Genomic DNA, 16,025 nt, shown 5'->3' on the forward strand with positions numbered 1-16,025 from the left:
ATTAAAACTCACACTTATAGGACTTATTATGAAGAAAGTCACTAGCATCATCAGTAGCTTACTTATCCCGCTATCCTTTAGTGCTGTTGCGGCTGAGCCCAAAGCCACCATCTACCTGACTTTTGATGACGGCCCCATCAACGCATCGATCAAAGTGATCGAAACCCTCAATAAACACAACGTAAAAGGATCGTTTTTCTTCAATGCGTGGCATCTGGATGGCATTGGTGATGAGAACGAAGATCGAGCGCTAGAGGCACTGCTACTGGCACTAAACACCGGACACATGGTCGGCAACCATAGCTACGATCACATGGTACACAACTGTGATGGCCTAAACGGTGAAAACACCGCAGCTGCATGTAATGCGACAGGCATGCACAACGTCAACTCCTACCGTGATCCGGCATATGACTACACCTACTTCCCACTCAATCTGGCGAAGTTTGAACAATACATCCCGAACATTACCAGCTACCCAAATTATGTCGCCGATCAGTTTGCTCGTCTTCCTTATACCAATGGCTGGCGTGTGGCGAAAAGCTTTAAAGCCGACGGCCTTTGCGCCACCTCGGACGATTATTTGCCATGGGATCCTAACTACATCTGCGACCCTGAAAACCCTTCAAACAGCTCCAGTAACGCGATGACCTTATCTGACATGCTAACGAATGATAGTTATCAGCTATTTGGTTGGGATCTCGATTGGGCTCCGGAGAACTGGGGAATTGAAATGCCAGCGAACAGCCTCACCGAACCAGAGCCATTCTTAGAATATGTCGCAGCCTCTATCAACACTTGTGCCCCTGTTACTATTGAGCCAGTGAACTCAAAAGCGCAGAACTTCCCCTGTGAAACACCGCTTCACAAAGACAAAGTGATCGTCCTCACTCACGAGTTTTTATTTGAAGATGGCCATCGCGGCATGGGTGAGACCAACAACATTCCAAAACTGGATAAGTTCCTAGAACTGGCGCTGAAAGCGGGCTATGTGTTTGATACTTTGGATAACTATATCGCTGATTGGGCACCGGATACCCAGTATCAAGTCGGTGATCACGTCAATCACCAAGGTACTATCTACGTGGCACAAAAAGACCACTTTGCACAAAACGATTGGGCACCTTCGCTACATTCAACCTTATGGTACAACGCGGACCCAGCCACCAATTGGCAATTAAACGTAAGCTATGATCTTGGAGATGTCGTAGTCTTTGAGGGCGTTAAGTATCAAGTCATTACAGCACACGTTTCCCAAGCAGATTGGACACCAAAGGCTGAACCAACACTGTTTGCTGCTGTGCAATAACCAACACACGTTAATTAACCAGCCCTAATTCATAGGGACGATGCCAACGAGTGCAACGCTAGTTGGCATCATCGTCAAAGTAATACGATATCCGAGCGCGTGGATTTAAGTACTCACGAATCTCCTCGGGTAGACGCTCAGGATGAATCACTGACTCGACCTTCAAATCTTTACCTTCGAGAGCCATGATAGGCGCTTGCAGCTTAGGCACGCTAGGATCGTATAGCAGCACATTTGGGCTAAGTAAGCTGGCACTGTTGATCGACACAACCAACCCAACCATTTCATTCGACAGCTTAACTATCGTCCCTGGTGGGTACACACCCATGTACTTGATAAGAATGTTCAAGTTCTCATTGTTGTACTTCGCTTTGGCGTGTTTATACAGATAAGAAAGCGCGGTATACGGGATCTTTTTCTCAGCGGGGTTTTGGTGGTGACACAAATTATCGAACGCATTCGCTACTGAGACAATTTGGGTAATGACATCGATTTGATCGCCACTAAGCCCATTAGGGTAACCAGAGCCATCGAGCAATTCATGATGCTGTTCAATAACCGTAATCACTTGCTGCGGCAAAATCTCAATCGCTCTGGCAATATTACCGCCATACTTGGTGTGCAGCTTAAGGTAATTGTTTTCCGGTTCTGTTAGTGGGGTGGCTTTACGTAAGATTGCAGCGGGGATTTTCGCTTTACCAATGTCATGAAACAGCGCAGCCATCGCTACCATTTTAATTTCTGCCGCTTCGAGTCCTTTGGCTTTGGCTTTGGCAATCATCATCGCCAAAATGGAGACGTTTAAGCAGTGGAAGTAGATATCTTCGAACTCTGTTTTGCTGCCCATTAAGTGCAAGGTCACATCGTCTTGAGACAGCAAAGAATCGACAATGTCATCCACCAATTGCTGAGCCTCTTTTGCCGCTTGCTCTGGACGACTTCTCAGCTTAGTCATCAAATTACGAATGCGCGCCAGTGAGCGGTCAAACTCCTTCTCACAACGGGACACTTTCCGACGATAGGCAGATAGCTCTTCAATACGTTGCTGCTTCTCTTGCCACAACAAATCCGATTCCGATTGTGCGGCGCCATCATTTACCACAGGCGCCAGTGCTTGCTGGACGGACAAAGGTAAAGCATCACTCAGCTCTGGCGTTACATAAACGTACTTTACACCCAATTGGCGAATGACCTGGACTTGCTGATCGGACTTTATCTTGAAAACATTGAAGAGAAAGGGATGTTCATTCCATTTGAGGGGGATCTTAACGTGAAGACCGGGCTGAATTCGATCCACTGAAATTTTGATACTTGCCACAAGAATACTGCAATTGGCTGAAAAACACGCGGCAATTCTAAACAACTTACGGCTAATATTCACTCATTAATCAATAAACTGTGATTCGAGCATATACCGAACGACACAAAGTAAGACGCTCGCTACAAGCGCAAGCGTCTCAAACATTAAGCTTTGCGATCAAGAATAGCTTGAATACGCGGGTCAAGCGCCTTGCCGTGCTGCTGCTCATACTCCTCGCGTTTCAAATCCACCAAGTTCTTCACCGACTGACTTGGCAGCGCTTTCGGTGCCTCAGTGACCAGCTTGCCTTTTTCTTGCAGACTCATGGCTTCACGGTAGAACTCTTTAAAGCGTCGAACGATCATCGATTGAGGCAAACGTCTTAATTCGTAGCCCTTGTTTTGCATGATCCACTTTTCAATTTGGTTCTTCGGCGTTTTACTCACGACACGATTTAACGCTTCAAGGGACTCAGATTCGGTCAACTGACTTTTCAGCAGGGCAAGCTCACCCATAATTGGTGGCCACCTTTCCCCTGCTTGTAAGCGCTCACGGCAATGCTGTATCACGCGCATCAATTCGGCCTCAGTCAGACTGTCGGCAAAGTCCAAGAAGCGGCCAGTTGGTCTTCGACCATAAGACTTAATCCAAGTGGACTCATAGATACTGAGCAAAGTACCAAAAATGTAGTTACACCAATCACTCGGCTGACGCTCTGGCTCAGCGTCGGTTTGCAGCATAGGACGCGAATCGCCAACAACTGGACGAGATTCGACTGATGGCGCAGCCTGTACTTGAGTACTCGGTACCTCAGACTTAGATTTAGTAGCGGGTGCAGAAGAGTCACCTTTTGCTGATTTCAAGTGCTCAAGGTTGCCACTGACGCCCATTTCGCGGAGCTTTTTTTCCATCGCGCCAAAATCTAAGTTTTTCGGCTTTTTGCCATTACTCATATCAACCCTTTACCCTTAACGACCACAACAGGGTCATCATACTAAAAATTCGGATTCTTACCTTGTCCACGCAAATACTCACGAAACTCTTCCGACGGACTCACTTCACCCGCTTTCTGGCTCTGCTGGAATGACTGACGTCGTCTTTCATCCGCTTGCCTGCGTCTATCTTCCGCCTGCTTCTCGTTAACGATCCACAGTCTCAGCTTATTCAACATTTGCGTCACCGACAAAAACTCGTTGGCGCGTGCTTTGTAATACACCACAAACTTTTCCCAAAACAGATGGGGATCGGCTGTCATTCCTGAATGCAAGATCGACTGCATCGCCCACTCGGCGATTTCATTCTCTTGCAAATCGTGGGTTGAAATGTATTTAGCATTCGACGGAGCTTGCGTGCGCTGACGAGTTACTGGCACTCGATCATTACGCCCTTGAGTCTCACCTTCAAAATACTGCTCGAAACCGCCCGAGCCTTTCATCATTTCCAGCCAGTCTCGCAACATCGAATCACGGCGAACCTCGTTAACATTGCGTACATCACGTTCGCGAATAAACCGCTGCCACAAGCTGTCTCGGTTCGCCACCGGCACCTTGTACAAGTTCATCGGATGATACGTCCAAGGAGGCGCAGGAGAGGCTTGAGGCGTTGTCACCACAGGTGTAGGTTGCGGCTGATGTTCGCGACTGGTCTCAATCACCGGCAGGCTGTTTGGCTCAGACAGCGACAGAGTAAAGTGATGCACTTGCTCTCGGCCATTTGAGCTCACCTGACCTTTTTCCAGCATGCCTTTTTGCGCCAGCGCCGTGAGCACATCGGCAAGGCCAAACTCCCCAAGCAAACACTCTTTGGCGATCTCTGAGAGCACAACAGCGACGGAGCCATCCTGTCCACATAAGTCAGCCAACTTCAACAATACTAACTTATGGCTCGCTTCTAAATTGGTTTGTTGCCAAGCGAGATAGGTATATTTTGCGCCCACAGTCATTCTCCTCTCTGATACCTAGATTCTAGCGCTTCGCTTTGTCTGAGACAAACAAAGCACACAGTGAATCCGATATAGTGCGCTATTTTTGGGCTCAGTCTTTCACCCAGATTACAAACTCAAATATGAACGCACTCGCATAAAAAACCTGCAACTGACATCCTTTCTCCTACTCACCCCCACATTGTTGTACAAAAAGCCATCAACCCACCTGATTCTAAGGAGTTTTTTGTGATACCACTCTCTCGCACGTTACTCACCAATCTACTATTTATTGTTTCAACGTCCTTTGCATTTGCAAACCCACCACTAAAACAGACCATTGATATCCCAGCTCCCTCGCTACACTCAGGGTATCTAGACAACGACGAGACCCAACAGCTTTTTGTTGCACTTCCACCGGGCTATCACACCGGCAAACAGCGCTACCCTGTTATTTACTACCTCCACGGCTACAACGGTTCAGTGAGAGAAGCCGATCGAATTGCCAAACACTTACCAGCGCTGCTCGCACAAGACCCCTCGCTAACGGAAATGATCATCGTAGGCATAAATGGCGCGAATCAATTTGGTGGCAGCTTTTACGTCAATTCGGCCGTGACCGGTAACTGGGAAGACTTTGTGGTCAAAGATGTGATCACTTATGTCGATACGCATTACCGCACACTCAGCGAGCCTCACTACCGTGGATTAACTGGTTTCTCAATGGGCGGCTTTGCGACGACGAACCTCGCCCTACGCCACCCCGATACATTTCAGCATATGCACGCATTTAGCGCCGGACTGTTTGATGAAAATGGACTAACCGACGCCGTCACCCAATGGCAAACCATGCGCTGGTACCGAGTTTTGAAAGGTTACGCTGCGGCCTTTGCGCCAATTGAGAACAGCGAAGCTAAGGCGGAGTGGCATAACTGGGATGCCACTAACCCTAAAGTCACTGCACTGTGGGAATCTGGATTTGGTGCCATCCCCGAAAAGCTTGATTATTACCTTAAGAAGCCCAATAAACTCAGCTCAATTCGCATCGAGTATGGCATGAACGACCAGTTTCCTTGGATACCTAAAGGCAGCGCGTATCTTGCCGCAGAGCTCAAAAAACGTCACATCCCTCATGAAGAATACGCCCACGATGGCAACCACACGTTTACAGCGACTCAGGGCAAAAATGCGATTGTGTTTTTTGATAAGGCGTTTAAAAAGCAGGTAGCTGAAGAATAGCTATGTTGAGTTTACAAACTCCAGATACAACAAAGCCCCGACTTTCGTCGAGGCTTTATCGTTTAAATATGGTACCGGTGGGCGGACTTGAACCGCCACGCCCGAAGGCAACGGATTTTGAATCCGTCGTGTATACCAATTTCACCACACCGGCATCTTGGACTGATGTCCTTTGATGTTTGGCATTATACGTAAGCATTTAGATCGCGCAAGAGCAAAACGCTGAATATTCTATTGTTTGCTGCTATTTTCACCACAATGTGAAGCAATGCGATGGGCAAGGCTTTCCCCTTGGCATTGAAATCGCTATGCTGTGGCAAGTTTTAGTTATGGAAGTTTGTCTCAATGGAAACCCAATCTCTCCCACCTGCAGGATTTTTTCGCAGGCTTGGTGCGCTGTTCTACGATAGCTTGATTATTCTTGCGGTAGTGATGATGGCTGGCGGTGTTGTCGTCGCAATAATGGAAGCACTGGTTGCCGCAGGGCTCATGTCTTACGCGCCGTATGCTGACGCGAGTGACTTTTTAGGTAACCATCCGTTTTGGAGTCCAGTGTACACCGGTTATCTTGCGTTTGTTTGGATCTACTTTATCGTGTTCTTTTGGACAAGAGCAGGCCAAACGCTCGGTATGCGCGCTTGGAAGATTGAAGTGCAAAACCTTGAAGGTGGCAGAATCACTGTCACACAGGCGCTGATTCGACTCGCAACCTCTGCATTTGGTCTATCCAACCTTGCAGTGCCAATTGACCCGCAAAAGCGTGGCTTCCACGATATCTGGGCGAAGACTAAGGTTGTGGTGTTACCCAAAGCGAAATAACACTCTAATCGAGAATAAACAAAAAAAGGTGCCATTCGGCACCTTTTTCAGTTTTGCTTTTCAATGATTAAGCTTTGAACGCTTTAAATGCATTGATTAGACCGTTGGTTGAACTGTCATGAGACGAGATTTCGCTGTCGTCTGCTAGCTCAGGTAGGATTTGGTTAGCCAGTTGCTTACCAAGCTCTACGCCCCACTGGTCAAAGCTGAAGATATTCCAGATAACACCTTGCGTGAAGATCTTGTGCTCATACATCGCGATTAGGTTACCTAGAGTACGAGGCGTGATTTGCTTCACTAGGATTGAGTTAGTTGGGCGGTTACCTTCAAAGATCTTGAATGGTACAAGATCTTTCACTTCTTCCGCACTCTTACCTGCTTTTGCAAACTCTGCTTCTACTGTCTCTTTAGACTTACCGAACGCTAGTGCTTCAGTTTGTGCAAAGAAGTTAGACATTAGCTTCTGGTGGTGGTCGCTCACTTGGTTGTGAGAGATCGCAGGTGCGATAAAGTCACAAGGGATCAGCTTAGTACCTTGGTGAATTAGCTGGTAGAACGCGTGCTGACCGTTCGTACCTGGTTCACCCCAGATGATTGGACCCGTTTGGTAATCTACTGCGTCACCGTTGCGGTCAGTAAACTTACCGTTTGACTCCATGTTGCCTTGCTGGAAGTACGCAGCGAAGCGGTGCATGTATTGGTCGTACGGTAGAATCGCTTCTGATTCAGCGCCGTGGAAGTTGTTGTACCAAATACCGATAAGAGCAAGCAGTACAGGGATGTTGCTTTCTAGATCAGTCTCAGCAAAGTGCTTATCCATCTCGTGAGCACCTGCTAGTAGCTCAACGAAGTTGTCGTAGCCAACCGCCAGGATGATAGAAAGACCGATTGCAGACCATAGAGAGTAACGACCGCCGACCCAGTCCCAGAACTCAAACATGTTGTCTGTGTCGATACCAAACTCAGCAACGGCAGTCGCGTTAGTAGATAGCGCAGCGAAGTGCTTAGCAACGTGTGCTTCATCTGATGCAGATGCTAGGAACCAGTCACGTGCAGAGTGCGCGTTTGTCATGGTTTCTTGAGTCGTAAATGTTTTAGAAGCTACTAGGAATAGCGTAGTTTCAGGGTCAACTTTCTTCAGAGTCTCTGCGATGTGAGTACCATCTACGTTAGACACGAAGTGCATGTTTAGGTGGTTTGTGTATGGCGCTAGCGCTTCAGTTACCATGTAAGGACCAAGGTCAGAACCACCGATACCGATGTTTACAACGTCAGTAATGGCTTTACCAGTGTAACCTTTCCAATCACCAGAGATGATGCGCTCAGAGAAGCCTTTCATCTTCTCAAGAACCGCGTTTACCGCTGGCATCACATCTTCACCATTTACCACGATTGGCGTGTTGCTGCGGTTACGTAGAGCTACGTGAAGCACAGAACGACCTTCGGTTTGGTTGATGGTATCGCCTGCAAACATCGCTTTGATTGCGCCTTTAAGCTCAGTCTCGTTCGCAAGAGCAAAAAGGTTGTTCATTGTTTCTTCGTTGATTAGGTTTTTTGAGTAATCAACAAGAATGTCAGAGCCGAAGCGTGTAGAGAATTTGCCAAAGCGGTCAGCGTCTTGTGCAAATAGCTCTGCTAAATCCATATCTTGCGCAGATTCAAAGTGCGCTGTCAGTGCTTTCCAAGCTTCAGTTTGCGTTGGATTGATGTTTTTCAACATGGTCTCTATCCCAATTTTTAGTCGGTTTTATTCCCAATCCCCCCAAGGAAAAGGAACCCCCAGTTTAGCGAATAATAAACAGTATATTCTAAATACAGACGAGTGCCCGTGATGATCACTCGTCGTTACAATCTTGTATCTTGTTCACAAAGCAATGGCTTTGTTTAGTAATAAATTTTCAGGCGTAATTATGAACCAGAGCGCTTGCACTCTCCTTGAGTTAGGTCACGTATCGGTTCACAATGTAAACAATTTCAGTAAACACTTTATGAATGCTAAGCACTATAATACAGAGGAGTGATTATGTGGCAACAAAAGACCCTTTACCTCAGCGAGAAAAAGCGTGGTTTTCACTTAATCACTGATGAAATTGAACAACAATTGCCACAGCTTCGAGACTACTCTGTAGGTTTGCTACATCTTTTCATTCAACATACCTCCGCAAGTTTAACCCTAAATGAAAATGCCGACCCGACTGTGCGCGCGGATATGGAGAGTCACTTCAATCGTTATGTGCCGGAAAATGCGCCCTATTACCGTCATACCTATGAAGGCAGCGACGATATGCCTGCACACATCAAGAGCTCGTTGCTTGGCGCGAGCGTGTCGATTCCGATTAGCCATGGTCAGTTAGCTTTGGGAACATGGCAGGGTATTTACTTAGGGGAGCATCGAGATTTTGGTGGTGAGCGTCGAGTGATTGCGACGTTGCAAGGGCAGGTTTGAGAAAAAGGTAGAGCTTGGTTCTCAGATCGCTGCGAGAAGATCCCCTTTTGCAAGGGGATGACGATGTAAAAGGGGATGACGATGTAATCGGCTGTGAGTTTTTGGTGTGAGATATAAAGTCTATTTTTTACCGCTGTAGCTCATCTCGACACGTGAGGTGAGTTTGGTCACCAGTTCGTAAGCGATGGTGCCGATGTGGTCTGCGACTTCTTCAGAAGGCAGGTCTTCACCCCACAAGATAGCTTCATCACCTACTTGGTCTAATGCATCTGGTCCTAGGTCAACGGTCAGCATGTCCATTGATACTCGACCTGCTATAGGCACTTTACGGCCATTAACCAGTACTGGCGTACCATTCGGTGCCGTTCTTGGGTAGCCATCGCCATAGCCAATCGCAATCACGCCAACTTTGGTGTCTCGTTCACTGGTCCATGTTGCGCCATAGCCCACGCTCTCGCCTTGTTTGACGTCACGCACCGCAATCAGATGAGACTTTAATGTCATCACTGGCTTAAAGCCCATCTCTGCGGCCGTTTTGTCTCCAAATGGCGACACACCATACATGATGATGCCCGGACGAACCCAATCGAGCTGGCTTGCTTGCCACTCTAAGAGGCCGGCAGACGCCGCCATTGAGCGCTCACCATTGCAGCCTTCGGTGAGGGAAAGAAACAGTTCAATTTGCTGCTTCGTCATTGGGTTTTCAAGCTCATCGGCGCAGCCAAAGTGACTCATATAACGAAGCGGTTTCGCCACGTTATCGCAGCGATGCAAGCGCTCAACAAACTCTTGATATTGCTCTTCACGAACACCAAGACGGTGCATGCCGCTGTCAACTTTTAGCCAAACCACAACCGGGCCTTCAAGCTCAGCCTGCTCTAAGGCGTCAAGCTGCTCATAGCAATGGACGACGGTTTGAATGTTGTTGGTCACTAGCACCGGTAAGTCGTTTGGCGAGTAGAAGCCCTCTAAAAGCAGAATAGGTTTCACCACGCCACTGGCTCTTAGCTGTAACGCTTCTTCAATACGCGCCACACCAAACGCATCGGCCCCTTGGGCATTTTTAGCGATATGTCTCAAACCATGGCCGTAGCCATTAGCCTTCACCACCGCCATAATTTTGCTATTCGGTGCTTGCTGCTTGATGCATGCAAGATTGTGCGCCAGCGCCTCGAGATTAATGTGCGCCGTCGCCGCTTTCATGTAACTCATACGGATATCCTACTATTCTTCGTCAAACGCAGGACCTGCGTAGTTATCAAAGCGGGAGAATTGACCTTGGAACGTTAAGCGAACCGAACCGATAGGACCGTTACGCTGCTTACCAATAATGATTTCGGCAATGCCTTTTAGTGCACTGTCTGGGTGATATACCTCATCACGATAAATAAACATGATAAGATCGGCATCCTGCTCAATAGAGCCCGATTCACGAAGATCCGAGTTTACTGGACGCTTATCAGCGCGCTGCTCCAAGGAACGGTTAAGCTGCGATAGCGCCACTACTGGTACATTCAGCTCTTTCGCCAAAGCTTTTAACGAGCGAGAAATCTCAGCAATTTCCAGTGTACGGTTTTCAGAAAGTGAAGGGACACGCATCAGTTGAAGGTAGTCGATCATGATTAGGCTCAGACCGCCATGTTCACGGGCAATTCGACGAGCACGGGAGCGCACTTCCGTTGGTGTTAAGCCCGAGCTGTCATCAATGAACATGTTTTTCTTTTCCATGAGCATGCCCATGGTGGTCGAAATTTTCGCCCAATCCTCATCATCAAGCTGACCAGTACGGATTTTGGTTTGGTCGACTCGAGAAAGGGAGGCAAGCATACGCATCATCAGTTGCTCAGAAGGCATCTCTAGCGAGAAGATGAGCACAGGCTTATCACTGGCCATGGCTGCGTTTTCACATAGGTTCATCGCAAAGGTGGTTTTACCCATCGACGGACGTGCTGCCACAATAATCAAATCAGAGCCCTGCAGGCCGGCTGTTTTCTTATTGAGGTCGTTAAAGCCTGTTGTCACCCCTGTCACACCGTCTTGCGGCGTTTTGTAGAGGATCTCAATGCGCTCTAGGGTTTTCTCGAGAATGTTATCAACATTCTGAGGACCTTCGTTTTCGTTGGTACGATCTTCAGCAATTTTAAAGACTTTACTCTCAGCCAAATCAAGCAAATCTTCTGAAGAGCGTCCTTGCGGATCGTAACCCGCATCAGCAATCTCGTTGGCAACGCCAATGAGGTTACGAACCAGCGCTCGCTCGGCAACGATGTCGGCATACGCATTGATGTTAGCGGCACTCGGCGTGTTCTTCGCCAAGTCAGCAAGGTAAGCAAAGCCGCCAACGTCGTCGAGCTGCTCGCGCAGCTCTAAGTGTTCGGAAAGCGTGATTAAGTCGAGCGGGTTACTCTCTTCGAGAATGGCTTGAATACCTTCAAAGATCAAACGATGCGGTCTGCTATAGAAATCGCTGCTAATGACTTTTTCAGCCACGGTATCCCAACGTTGGTTGTCCAACAGCAAACCACCTAAGACCGATTGCTCAGCCTCTAGGGAGTGAGGAGGTACCTTCACTGAGTCCACTTGAGCATCTTTACTTTTCTGATTTCGACTATCCGCCATGACCTAACTCGATAACACACTAAGACCCACCATTATATACACAACTCAGTGTCGGCTAAAGTAAAGAAAACGCGACAAAAGCGATGGTTCATGAATCAATATTTGACCTATCGCTGACGATGAACGAATATGCCACACATATAATCCCCAACCCTTTTCTCCATGCCATGAGGTTTTCGTGTCCAAGAAGTTGTTATTTGGTTTAGTGCTGCTTGCGTCGCCGGCTGTCTATGCTGAAGAGTTCACGCCTTCTGGTGACAGTGAAGAGACTCCGGCTTCCCCGCTCAAAACCGAAGTAGAGTTTGGCTACCAAGCACACTCAGGCAACACCGATTCACAATCACTCAACGCTCGGGTTGGCGCTGAGTACACGGAAGGAAGACACCGTACCAATGGTGAATGGAAGTACTATCAACTGTACAAAAATGGGGAAGAAGACAAGAACCAGCAAAACTATTTGCTGCAAACCGACTACAAGTTAGGCCCAAGAACCTATCTTTACGGAAACTACAATGGGTTTTCTTCCCGCTACAGCTCGTACTTTGAAGACCATACTGTTTCAGGCGGTTTGGGTTACCAGCTGTACAATACCGACTCACTGCTACTTGAGGCCGAATTCGGTCCAGGCTTTCGTTATCAAGAGCCTAACGTTGATGAGATTGATGACGATGAAATCATCTTCAAGGACATAGTCAAAGAACCCATTGTCCGCGGTAACATTAATTTTTCTTGGAACCCATTGGAGAACCTAACGTTCGCCACCAAGCTCACGGTCACTGCCGGTCAAAGCAACACACGTATGGATACCGAGGTAAACGTCACCAACGATATTACCGAGACTATCGCTCTTAAACTTGCCTATGACAGTAAATATCATACCAAGGTGCCTAGCCCTAACTTGAGCAAGCGCGATTCTATCTTTACGGTGAACCTGCTTTTCGCCTTCTGAGGTTTGAACAACGGAAGCTACACCTCAAATCAATAAAAATAGGCAAAAAAAAAACACCAGCCGAAGCTGGTGTTTTTTCGTGTTCTTCTGACTGAAATTACTCAGCAGCAACAACTTGTAGTGCGATTTGAGCGAAAACTTCAGAGTGAAGTTGAACGCTGATCTCGAACTCACCAGTTGTACGTAGAGCACCTTCAGGTAGGCGAACTTCGCTCTTAGCAACTTCAACGCCTGCAGCAGTGATAGCGTCAGCGATGTCACGAGTACCGATAGAACCGAATAGTTTGCCTTCGTCACCAGCTTTAGAAGCGATAACAACAGCTTCTAGAGCGTTAACTTTTTCAGCACGAGCTTCAGCAGCAGTTAGTTGCTCAGCTACTTTAGCTTCTAGTTCAGCGCGACGAGCTTCGAACATTTCAACGTTAGATTTAGTTGCCATTACAGCCTTACCTTGTGGGATAAGGAAGTTACGAGCGTAACCAGATTTAACATTAACTGTATCGCCAAGACCACCTAGGTTACCGATTTTATCAAGTAGAATAACTTGCATTGTTTAATCCTCTTTTCTAAACGGTGCCGATTACTGATGCTTATCAGTGTACGGAAGTAGAGCTAGGTAGCGTGAACGCTTGATAGCGCGCGCTAGCTGACGCTGATATTTAGCGCTTGTACCAGTGATACGGCTAGGTACGATTTTACCAGCTTCAGTGATGTAGTTTTTAAGAGTTGCTACGTCTTTGTAATCAATCTCTTGAACGCCTTCTGCAGTGAAACGGCAGAATTTACGACGACGGAAGAAACGAGCCATGGGCTATCTCCTGATCTAAATTAAAGTCTTGATGTCGGTAATGGATAACCACTACCAAGTACTAATTGAGTAACGAATTACTCTGCAGATGCTTCTGGCTTAGCTTCTGTACGCTCTTCACGACGTGGAGCACGCTCAGAACGCTCTTCTTTCTGCTTAAGCATGATAGAAGGCTCAGTAACAGCTTTCTTAGTACGCATGATCATGTTACGTAGAACTGCATCGTTGAAACGGAAAGCAGTTTCTAGCTCATCAATTGCTTCTTGTGGCGCTTCAACGTTCATTAGAACGTAGTGCGCTTTGTGAAGCTTGTTGATTGGGTAAGCCAGTTGACGACGGCCCCAGTCTTCTAGACGGTGGATAGTACCGTTAGCTTCAGTGATAGAACCAGTGTAACGCTCGATCATGCCAGCAACTTGCTCGCTTTGATCAGGGTGCACCATGAATACGATTTCGTAATGACGCATTGGTTGCTCCTTACGGATTATTAGCTTCCACATTTGGCTCGGTCGTCCAGAGGAAGCAAGGAACTAATAAAAAAGACCGAGAATTAAGGACCGCGAATGTTACAGAAAGGGCGAACAATAAGCAAGCAATTTTAGAGGCGAAACCACCAAGGAAAGTGCCCCGCACTGTCTAAGCGCAAAAAGCCTTGCTATTCATCAGCATAAATCTTAACCGTTAATGCTCCATCGACGCCAATAGCGGCTCGGTACATGCCAGAACTGTTCATCGCAAAGTGCACATCACCATTAGCATCAATGGCGATCAAACCACCCTCTCCGCCCATCGTTTTCAGTTCCCCCTGAATCACAGTCTCAGAGGCTGTGTGTACGTCTTCATTGAGATAGCGCATACGTGCAGCCACCTCTCCCGCCACCGTTTTTCGAATAAAGTACTCGCCCATACCTGTGGTTGACACCGCGACATTATTATTCTCAGCATAGGTACCTGCGCCTATGATGGCAGTATCACCCACTCGACCGTATTTCTTATTGGTCACACCGCCGGTACTGGTCGCAGCAGCTAGGTTGCCCTGCTTATCCAGCGCGACCGCACCTACCGTGCCGTATTTCTTATCGTCGGGGTATTTTGATTCCGATAACGCAAACAGCCCTTTTTCTTTCATCGATTGAAGCTGCTCGTAGCGTCGCTCAGTAAAGAAGTAATCTTGTTCGGTATATTCATGACCTTGCTCAAAAGCAAATTTTTCGGCGCCTTCGCCAATCAAGAGCACGTGGTCACTATCGCGCATCACATCACGGGCGAGCGCAATCGGATTTTTAATATGCCGTACCCCCGCCACTGCGCCCGCATCTTGCTCTGCGCCGTGCATCACGGAAGCGTCCATCTCCACCATCTCATCGTGCGTCAATACCGAGCCTTTGCCTGCATTAAAATGCGGCGAGTCTTCCATGACCGTTACCGCTGCTACCGTGGCATCTAGGGCATCACCGCCTGCCTCTAATACGGCAGCGCCTGCTTGTACCGATTTACTCAATGCATCAAGTATCTCTTGCTTGAGCTCATCGCTCATCTGCGTTTTTAAAATCGTACCGGCACCACCATGAATAGCGATAGCAAAAGGCTGAGTCATACATCACTTCCTTATTATTCGTTCTGTTTCCAAGTACTATAAACGACAAAGGCCTCCCAATGGGAGGCCTTTGAAAAGCGTGTGATTAGTGAGAACCACAACCGCCGCCACCGCAGCAGCCGTCTTCTTTTTTCTCACCGTGGTCGTCACCACCACAACAGCCACCTTCTTCACCGTGACCTTCGCCACCACAGCAGCTACCACCACCTTGGTGAATGTGACCGTGCTCGATCTCTTCTGCTGTTGCTTCGCGAAGTGCTACCACTTCAACGTCAAACGTCAGTGTTTGGCCAGCTAGCATGTGGTTACCATCAACCACAACTTCGTCGCCATCAACTTCTGTGACTTCTACAGGGATTGGACCTTGGTCAGTGTCCGCTAGGAAACGCATACCCACTTCGATGGTATCAACGCCTTGGAATACGTTTGCAGGTACACGCTGAACTAGCGCGTCATTGTGCTCGCCGTATGCATCTTCTGGAGAAACAGTTGCAGTGAACTTGTCACCTGCTTCCTTGCCTTCAAGTTCCTTTTCTAGGCCAGTGATAAGGTTGTTGTGGCCGTGTAGGTAATCTAGAGGTGCCTCAACTGTTGCTTGATCAACAACAACACCGTCTTCAGTTTTTACTTGGTACGCTAGGCTTACTACTGCGTTCTTAGCAATTTTCATGGATACTCCAAAGGATTGGCACTAAAACTAGGCTGATGCAAGAGCACCCTAGTCTTATCAAAACAATGCCGCCGTTAAGCGGCGTGTGAGCATATTATGGGGATAGAAAATAGAAACTCAATCATTCGGGCTTAAAAATACCGATTAATTCTTCATCACTTCGTTCAGATTTTTCTACAGCTTTTGGCGTGCGCTGCTCCGTGAACTCACAATCCACGCACTCCACCCATTCAACATTGTTCTCAATCCACCAGCGCAGACTGTCTTGTGTTGAACATTTCGGGCAGCTCGCCCCGGCAATAAATCGTTTCTTGGTACTGCTCATGTTACTTCCTACTTTCCAGACGA

General features: G+C 47.6%; 17 protein-coding genes and 1 tRNA gene. 5 read left to right on the forward strand and 13 right to left on the reverse strand.

The genetic code is table 11. The annotated features are described in order from the left end of the window. The first annotated feature begins 28 nt into the window (after positions 1–28). Positions 29–1,309, forward strand: a complete 1,281-nt coding sequence (locus tag AAA946_RS14500) for a carbohydrate-binding protein (protein WP_338165452.1) — start codon at positions 29–31, stop codon at positions 1,307–1,309. 58 nt (positions 1,310–1,367) lie between these two features. Here the strand turns inward: AAA946_RS14500 and AAA946_RS14505 are convergent, their stop codons facing one another. The 3 genes from AAA946_RS14505 to AAA946_RS14515 all read right to left on the reverse strand — a co-directional run bounded on the left by AAA946_RS14505 (position 1,368) and on the right by AAA946_RS14515 (position 4,545). Beyond that, positions 1,368–2,627 carry an HD-GYP domain-containing protein gene (locus AAA946_RS14505; RefSeq protein WP_338165453.1) on the reverse strand — a complete coding sequence of 420 codons (1,260 nt, stop codon included), beginning with the start codon at positions 2,625–2,627 and terminating at the stop codon, positions 1,368–1,370. A 146-nt stretch (positions 2,628–2,773) separates the two neighbouring features. Further along, entirely contained in the window at positions 2,774–3,562 is a 789-nt protein-coding gene (locus AAA946_RS14510) for a hypothetical protein (RefSeq protein WP_338165454.1), read from the reverse strand. Positions 3,563–3,603: 41 nt separating this feature from the next. Continuing rightward, positions 3,604–4,545 (reverse strand): hypothetical protein, encoded by a 942-nt coding sequence (locus AAA946_RS14515; protein WP_338165455.1) that lies wholly within the window; start codon positions 4,543–4,545, stop codon positions 3,604–3,606. A gap of 234 nt (positions 4,546–4,779) precedes the next feature. Here AAA946_RS14515 and AAA946_RS14520 point away from each other — a divergent pair, with 234 nt between their 5' ends. Continuing rightward, positions 4,780–5,769 (forward strand): alpha/beta hydrolase, encoded by a 990-nt coding sequence (locus AAA946_RS14520; protein WP_338165456.1) that lies wholly within the window; start codon positions 4,780–4,782, stop codon positions 5,767–5,769. Between the two features lie 69 nt (positions 5,770–5,838). On the opposite strand, the gene AAA946_RS14525 is transcribed toward AAA946_RS14520, so the two are convergent. Continuing rightward, positions 5,839–5,923 (reverse strand) — tRNA-Leu (locus tag AAA946_RS14525). Between the two features lie 191 nt (positions 5,924–6,114). On the opposite strand from AAA946_RS14525, the gene AAA946_RS14530 reads away from it, so the two are divergent. After that, a complete protein-coding gene (locus AAA946_RS14530) occupies positions 6,115–6,588 on the forward strand; it encodes an RDD family protein (protein WP_338165457.1) in 474 nt (157 codons plus the stop codon). A 67-nt stretch (positions 6,589–6,655) separates the two neighbouring features. Here AAA946_RS14530 and pgi read toward each other — a convergent pair whose 3' ends face one another. Beyond that, the gene (pgi, locus tag AAA946_RS14535) at positions 6,656–8,308 is read right to left on the reverse strand and encodes a glucose-6-phosphate isomerase (RefSeq protein WP_338165458.1); all 1,653 of its coding nucleotides are present in this window, start codon (positions 8,306–8,308) and stop codon (positions 6,656–6,658) included. 303 nt (positions 8,309–8,611) lie between these two features. On the opposite strand from pgi, the gene AAA946_RS14540 reads away from it, so the two are divergent. After that, positions 8,612–9,034, forward strand: a complete 423-nt coding sequence (locus AAA946_RS14540) for a secondary thiamine-phosphate synthase enzyme YjbQ (protein ID WP_338165459.1) — start codon at positions 8,612–8,614, stop codon at positions 9,032–9,034. A gap of 120 nt (positions 9,035–9,154) precedes the next feature. Here the strand turns inward: AAA946_RS14540 and alr are convergent, their stop codons facing one another. After that, positions 9,155–10,237, reverse strand: a complete 1,083-nt coding sequence (gene alr, locus AAA946_RS14545) for an alanine racemase (protein ID WP_338165847.1) — start codon at positions 10,235–10,237, stop codon at positions 9,155–9,157. A gap of 21 nt (positions 10,238–10,258) precedes the next feature. Continuing rightward, entirely contained in the window at positions 10,259–11,653 is a 1,395-nt protein-coding gene (locus AAA946_RS14550) for a replicative DNA helicase (protein WP_338165460.1), read from the reverse strand. A 178-nt stretch (positions 11,654–11,831) separates the two neighbouring features. Between AAA946_RS14550 and AAA946_RS14555 the strand changes: the two genes are divergently transcribed. Beyond that, complete coding sequence (locus AAA946_RS14555) at positions 11,832–12,602, forward strand: DUF481 domain-containing protein (RefSeq protein ID WP_112478742.1); 771 nt, start codon at positions 11,832–11,834, stop codon at positions 12,600–12,602. A 97-nt stretch (positions 12,603–12,699) separates the two neighbouring features. Here AAA946_RS14555 and rplI read toward each other — a convergent pair whose 3' ends face one another. The 6 genes from rplI to AAA946_RS14585 all read right to left on the reverse strand — a co-directional run bounded on the left by rplI (position 12,700) and on the right by AAA946_RS14585 (position 16,002). Next, entirely contained in the window at positions 12,700–13,152 is a 453-nt protein-coding gene (gene rplI / locus AAA946_RS14560) for a 50S ribosomal protein L9 (protein WP_042477246.1), read from the reverse strand. A gap of 30 nt (positions 13,153–13,182) precedes the next feature. After that, entirely contained in the window at positions 13,183–13,410 is a 228-nt protein-coding gene (gene rpsR, locus AAA946_RS14565; RefSeq protein WP_000090472.1) for a 30S ribosomal protein S18, read from the reverse strand. Positions 13,411–13,487: 77 nt separating this feature from the next. Further along, on the reverse strand, positions 13,488–13,877 hold the full coding sequence (gene rpsF, locus AAA946_RS14570; RefSeq protein WP_042477242.1) for a 30S ribosomal protein S6: 390 nt from the start codon (positions 13,875–13,877) through the stop codon (positions 13,488–13,490). 188 nt (positions 13,878–14,065) lie between these two features. After that, positions 14,066–15,007 (reverse strand): isoaspartyl peptidase/L-asparaginase family protein, encoded by a 942-nt coding sequence (locus AAA946_RS14575; RefSeq protein WP_338165461.1) that lies wholly within the window; start codon positions 15,005–15,007, stop codon positions 14,066–14,068. Positions 15,008–15,092: 85 nt separating this feature from the next. Beyond that, a complete protein-coding gene (gene slyD / locus AAA946_RS14580; RefSeq protein WP_338165462.1) occupies positions 15,093–15,677 on the reverse strand; it encodes a peptidylprolyl isomerase in 585 nt (194 codons plus the stop codon). A 121-nt stretch (positions 15,678–15,798) separates the two neighbouring features. Further along, entirely contained in the window at positions 15,799–16,002 is a 204-nt protein-coding gene (locus tag AAA946_RS14585; RefSeq protein WP_338165463.1) for a YheV family putative zinc ribbon protein, read from the reverse strand. Between the last annotated feature and the right edge of the window lie 23 nt (positions 16,003–16,025).

The organism is Vibrio sp. 10N, assembly GCF_036245475.1.
Lineage (GTDB): Bacteria > Pseudomonadota > Gammaproteobacteria > Enterobacterales > Vibrionaceae > Vibrio.

Bases quoted from the DNA above. Each gene is read 5' to 3' on its own strand.
- AAA946_RS14500 (WP_338165452.1), top strand. From the start codon at position 29: ATGAAGAAAGTCACTAGCATCATCAGTAGCTTACTTATCCCGCTATCC.
- AAA946_RS14510 (WP_338165454.1), bottom strand. From the start codon at position 3,562: ATGAGTAATGGCAAAAAGCCGAAAAACTTAGATTTTGGCGCGATGGAA.
- AAA946_RS14530 (WP_338165457.1), top strand. From the start codon at position 6,115: ATGGAAACCCAATCTCTCCCACCTGCAGGATTTTTTCGCAGGCTTGGT.
- pgi (WP_338165458.1), bottom strand. From the start codon at position 8,308: ATGTTGAAAAACATCAATCCAACGCAAACTGAAGCTTGGAAAGCACTG.
- AAA946_RS14540 (WP_338165459.1), top strand. From the start codon at position 8,612: ATGTGGCAACAAAAGACCCTTTACCTCAGCGAGAAAAAGCGTGGTTTT.
- alr (WP_338165847.1), bottom strand. From the start codon at position 10,237: ATGAAAGCGGCGACGGCGCACATTAATCTCGAGGCGCTGGCGCACAAT.
- AAA946_RS14550 (WP_338165460.1), bottom strand. From the start codon at position 11,653: ATGGCGGATAGTCGAAATCAGAAAAGTAAAGATGCTCAAGTGGACTCA.
- rplI (WP_042477246.1), bottom strand. From the start codon at position 13,152: ATGCAAGTTATTCTACTTGATAAAATCGGTAACCTAGGTGGTCTTGGC.
- rpsR (WP_000090472.1), bottom strand. From the start codon at position 13,410: ATGGCTCGTTTCTTCCGTCGTCGTAAATTCTGCCGTTTCACTGCAGAA.
- rpsF (WP_042477242.1), bottom strand. From the start codon at position 13,877: ATGCGTCATTACGAAATCGTATTCATGGTGCACCCTGATCAAAGCGAG.
- AAA946_RS14575 (WP_338165461.1), bottom strand. From the start codon at position 15,007: ATGACTCAGCCTTTTGCTATCGCTATTCATGGTGGTGCCGGTACGATT.
- slyD (WP_338165462.1), bottom strand. From the start codon at position 15,677: ATGAAAATTGCTAAGAACGCAGTAGTAAGCCTAGCGTACCAAGTAAAA.
- AAA946_RS14585 (WP_338165463.1), bottom strand. From the start codon at position 16,002: ATGAGCAGTACCAAGAAACGATTTATTGCCGGGGCGAGCTGCCCGAAA.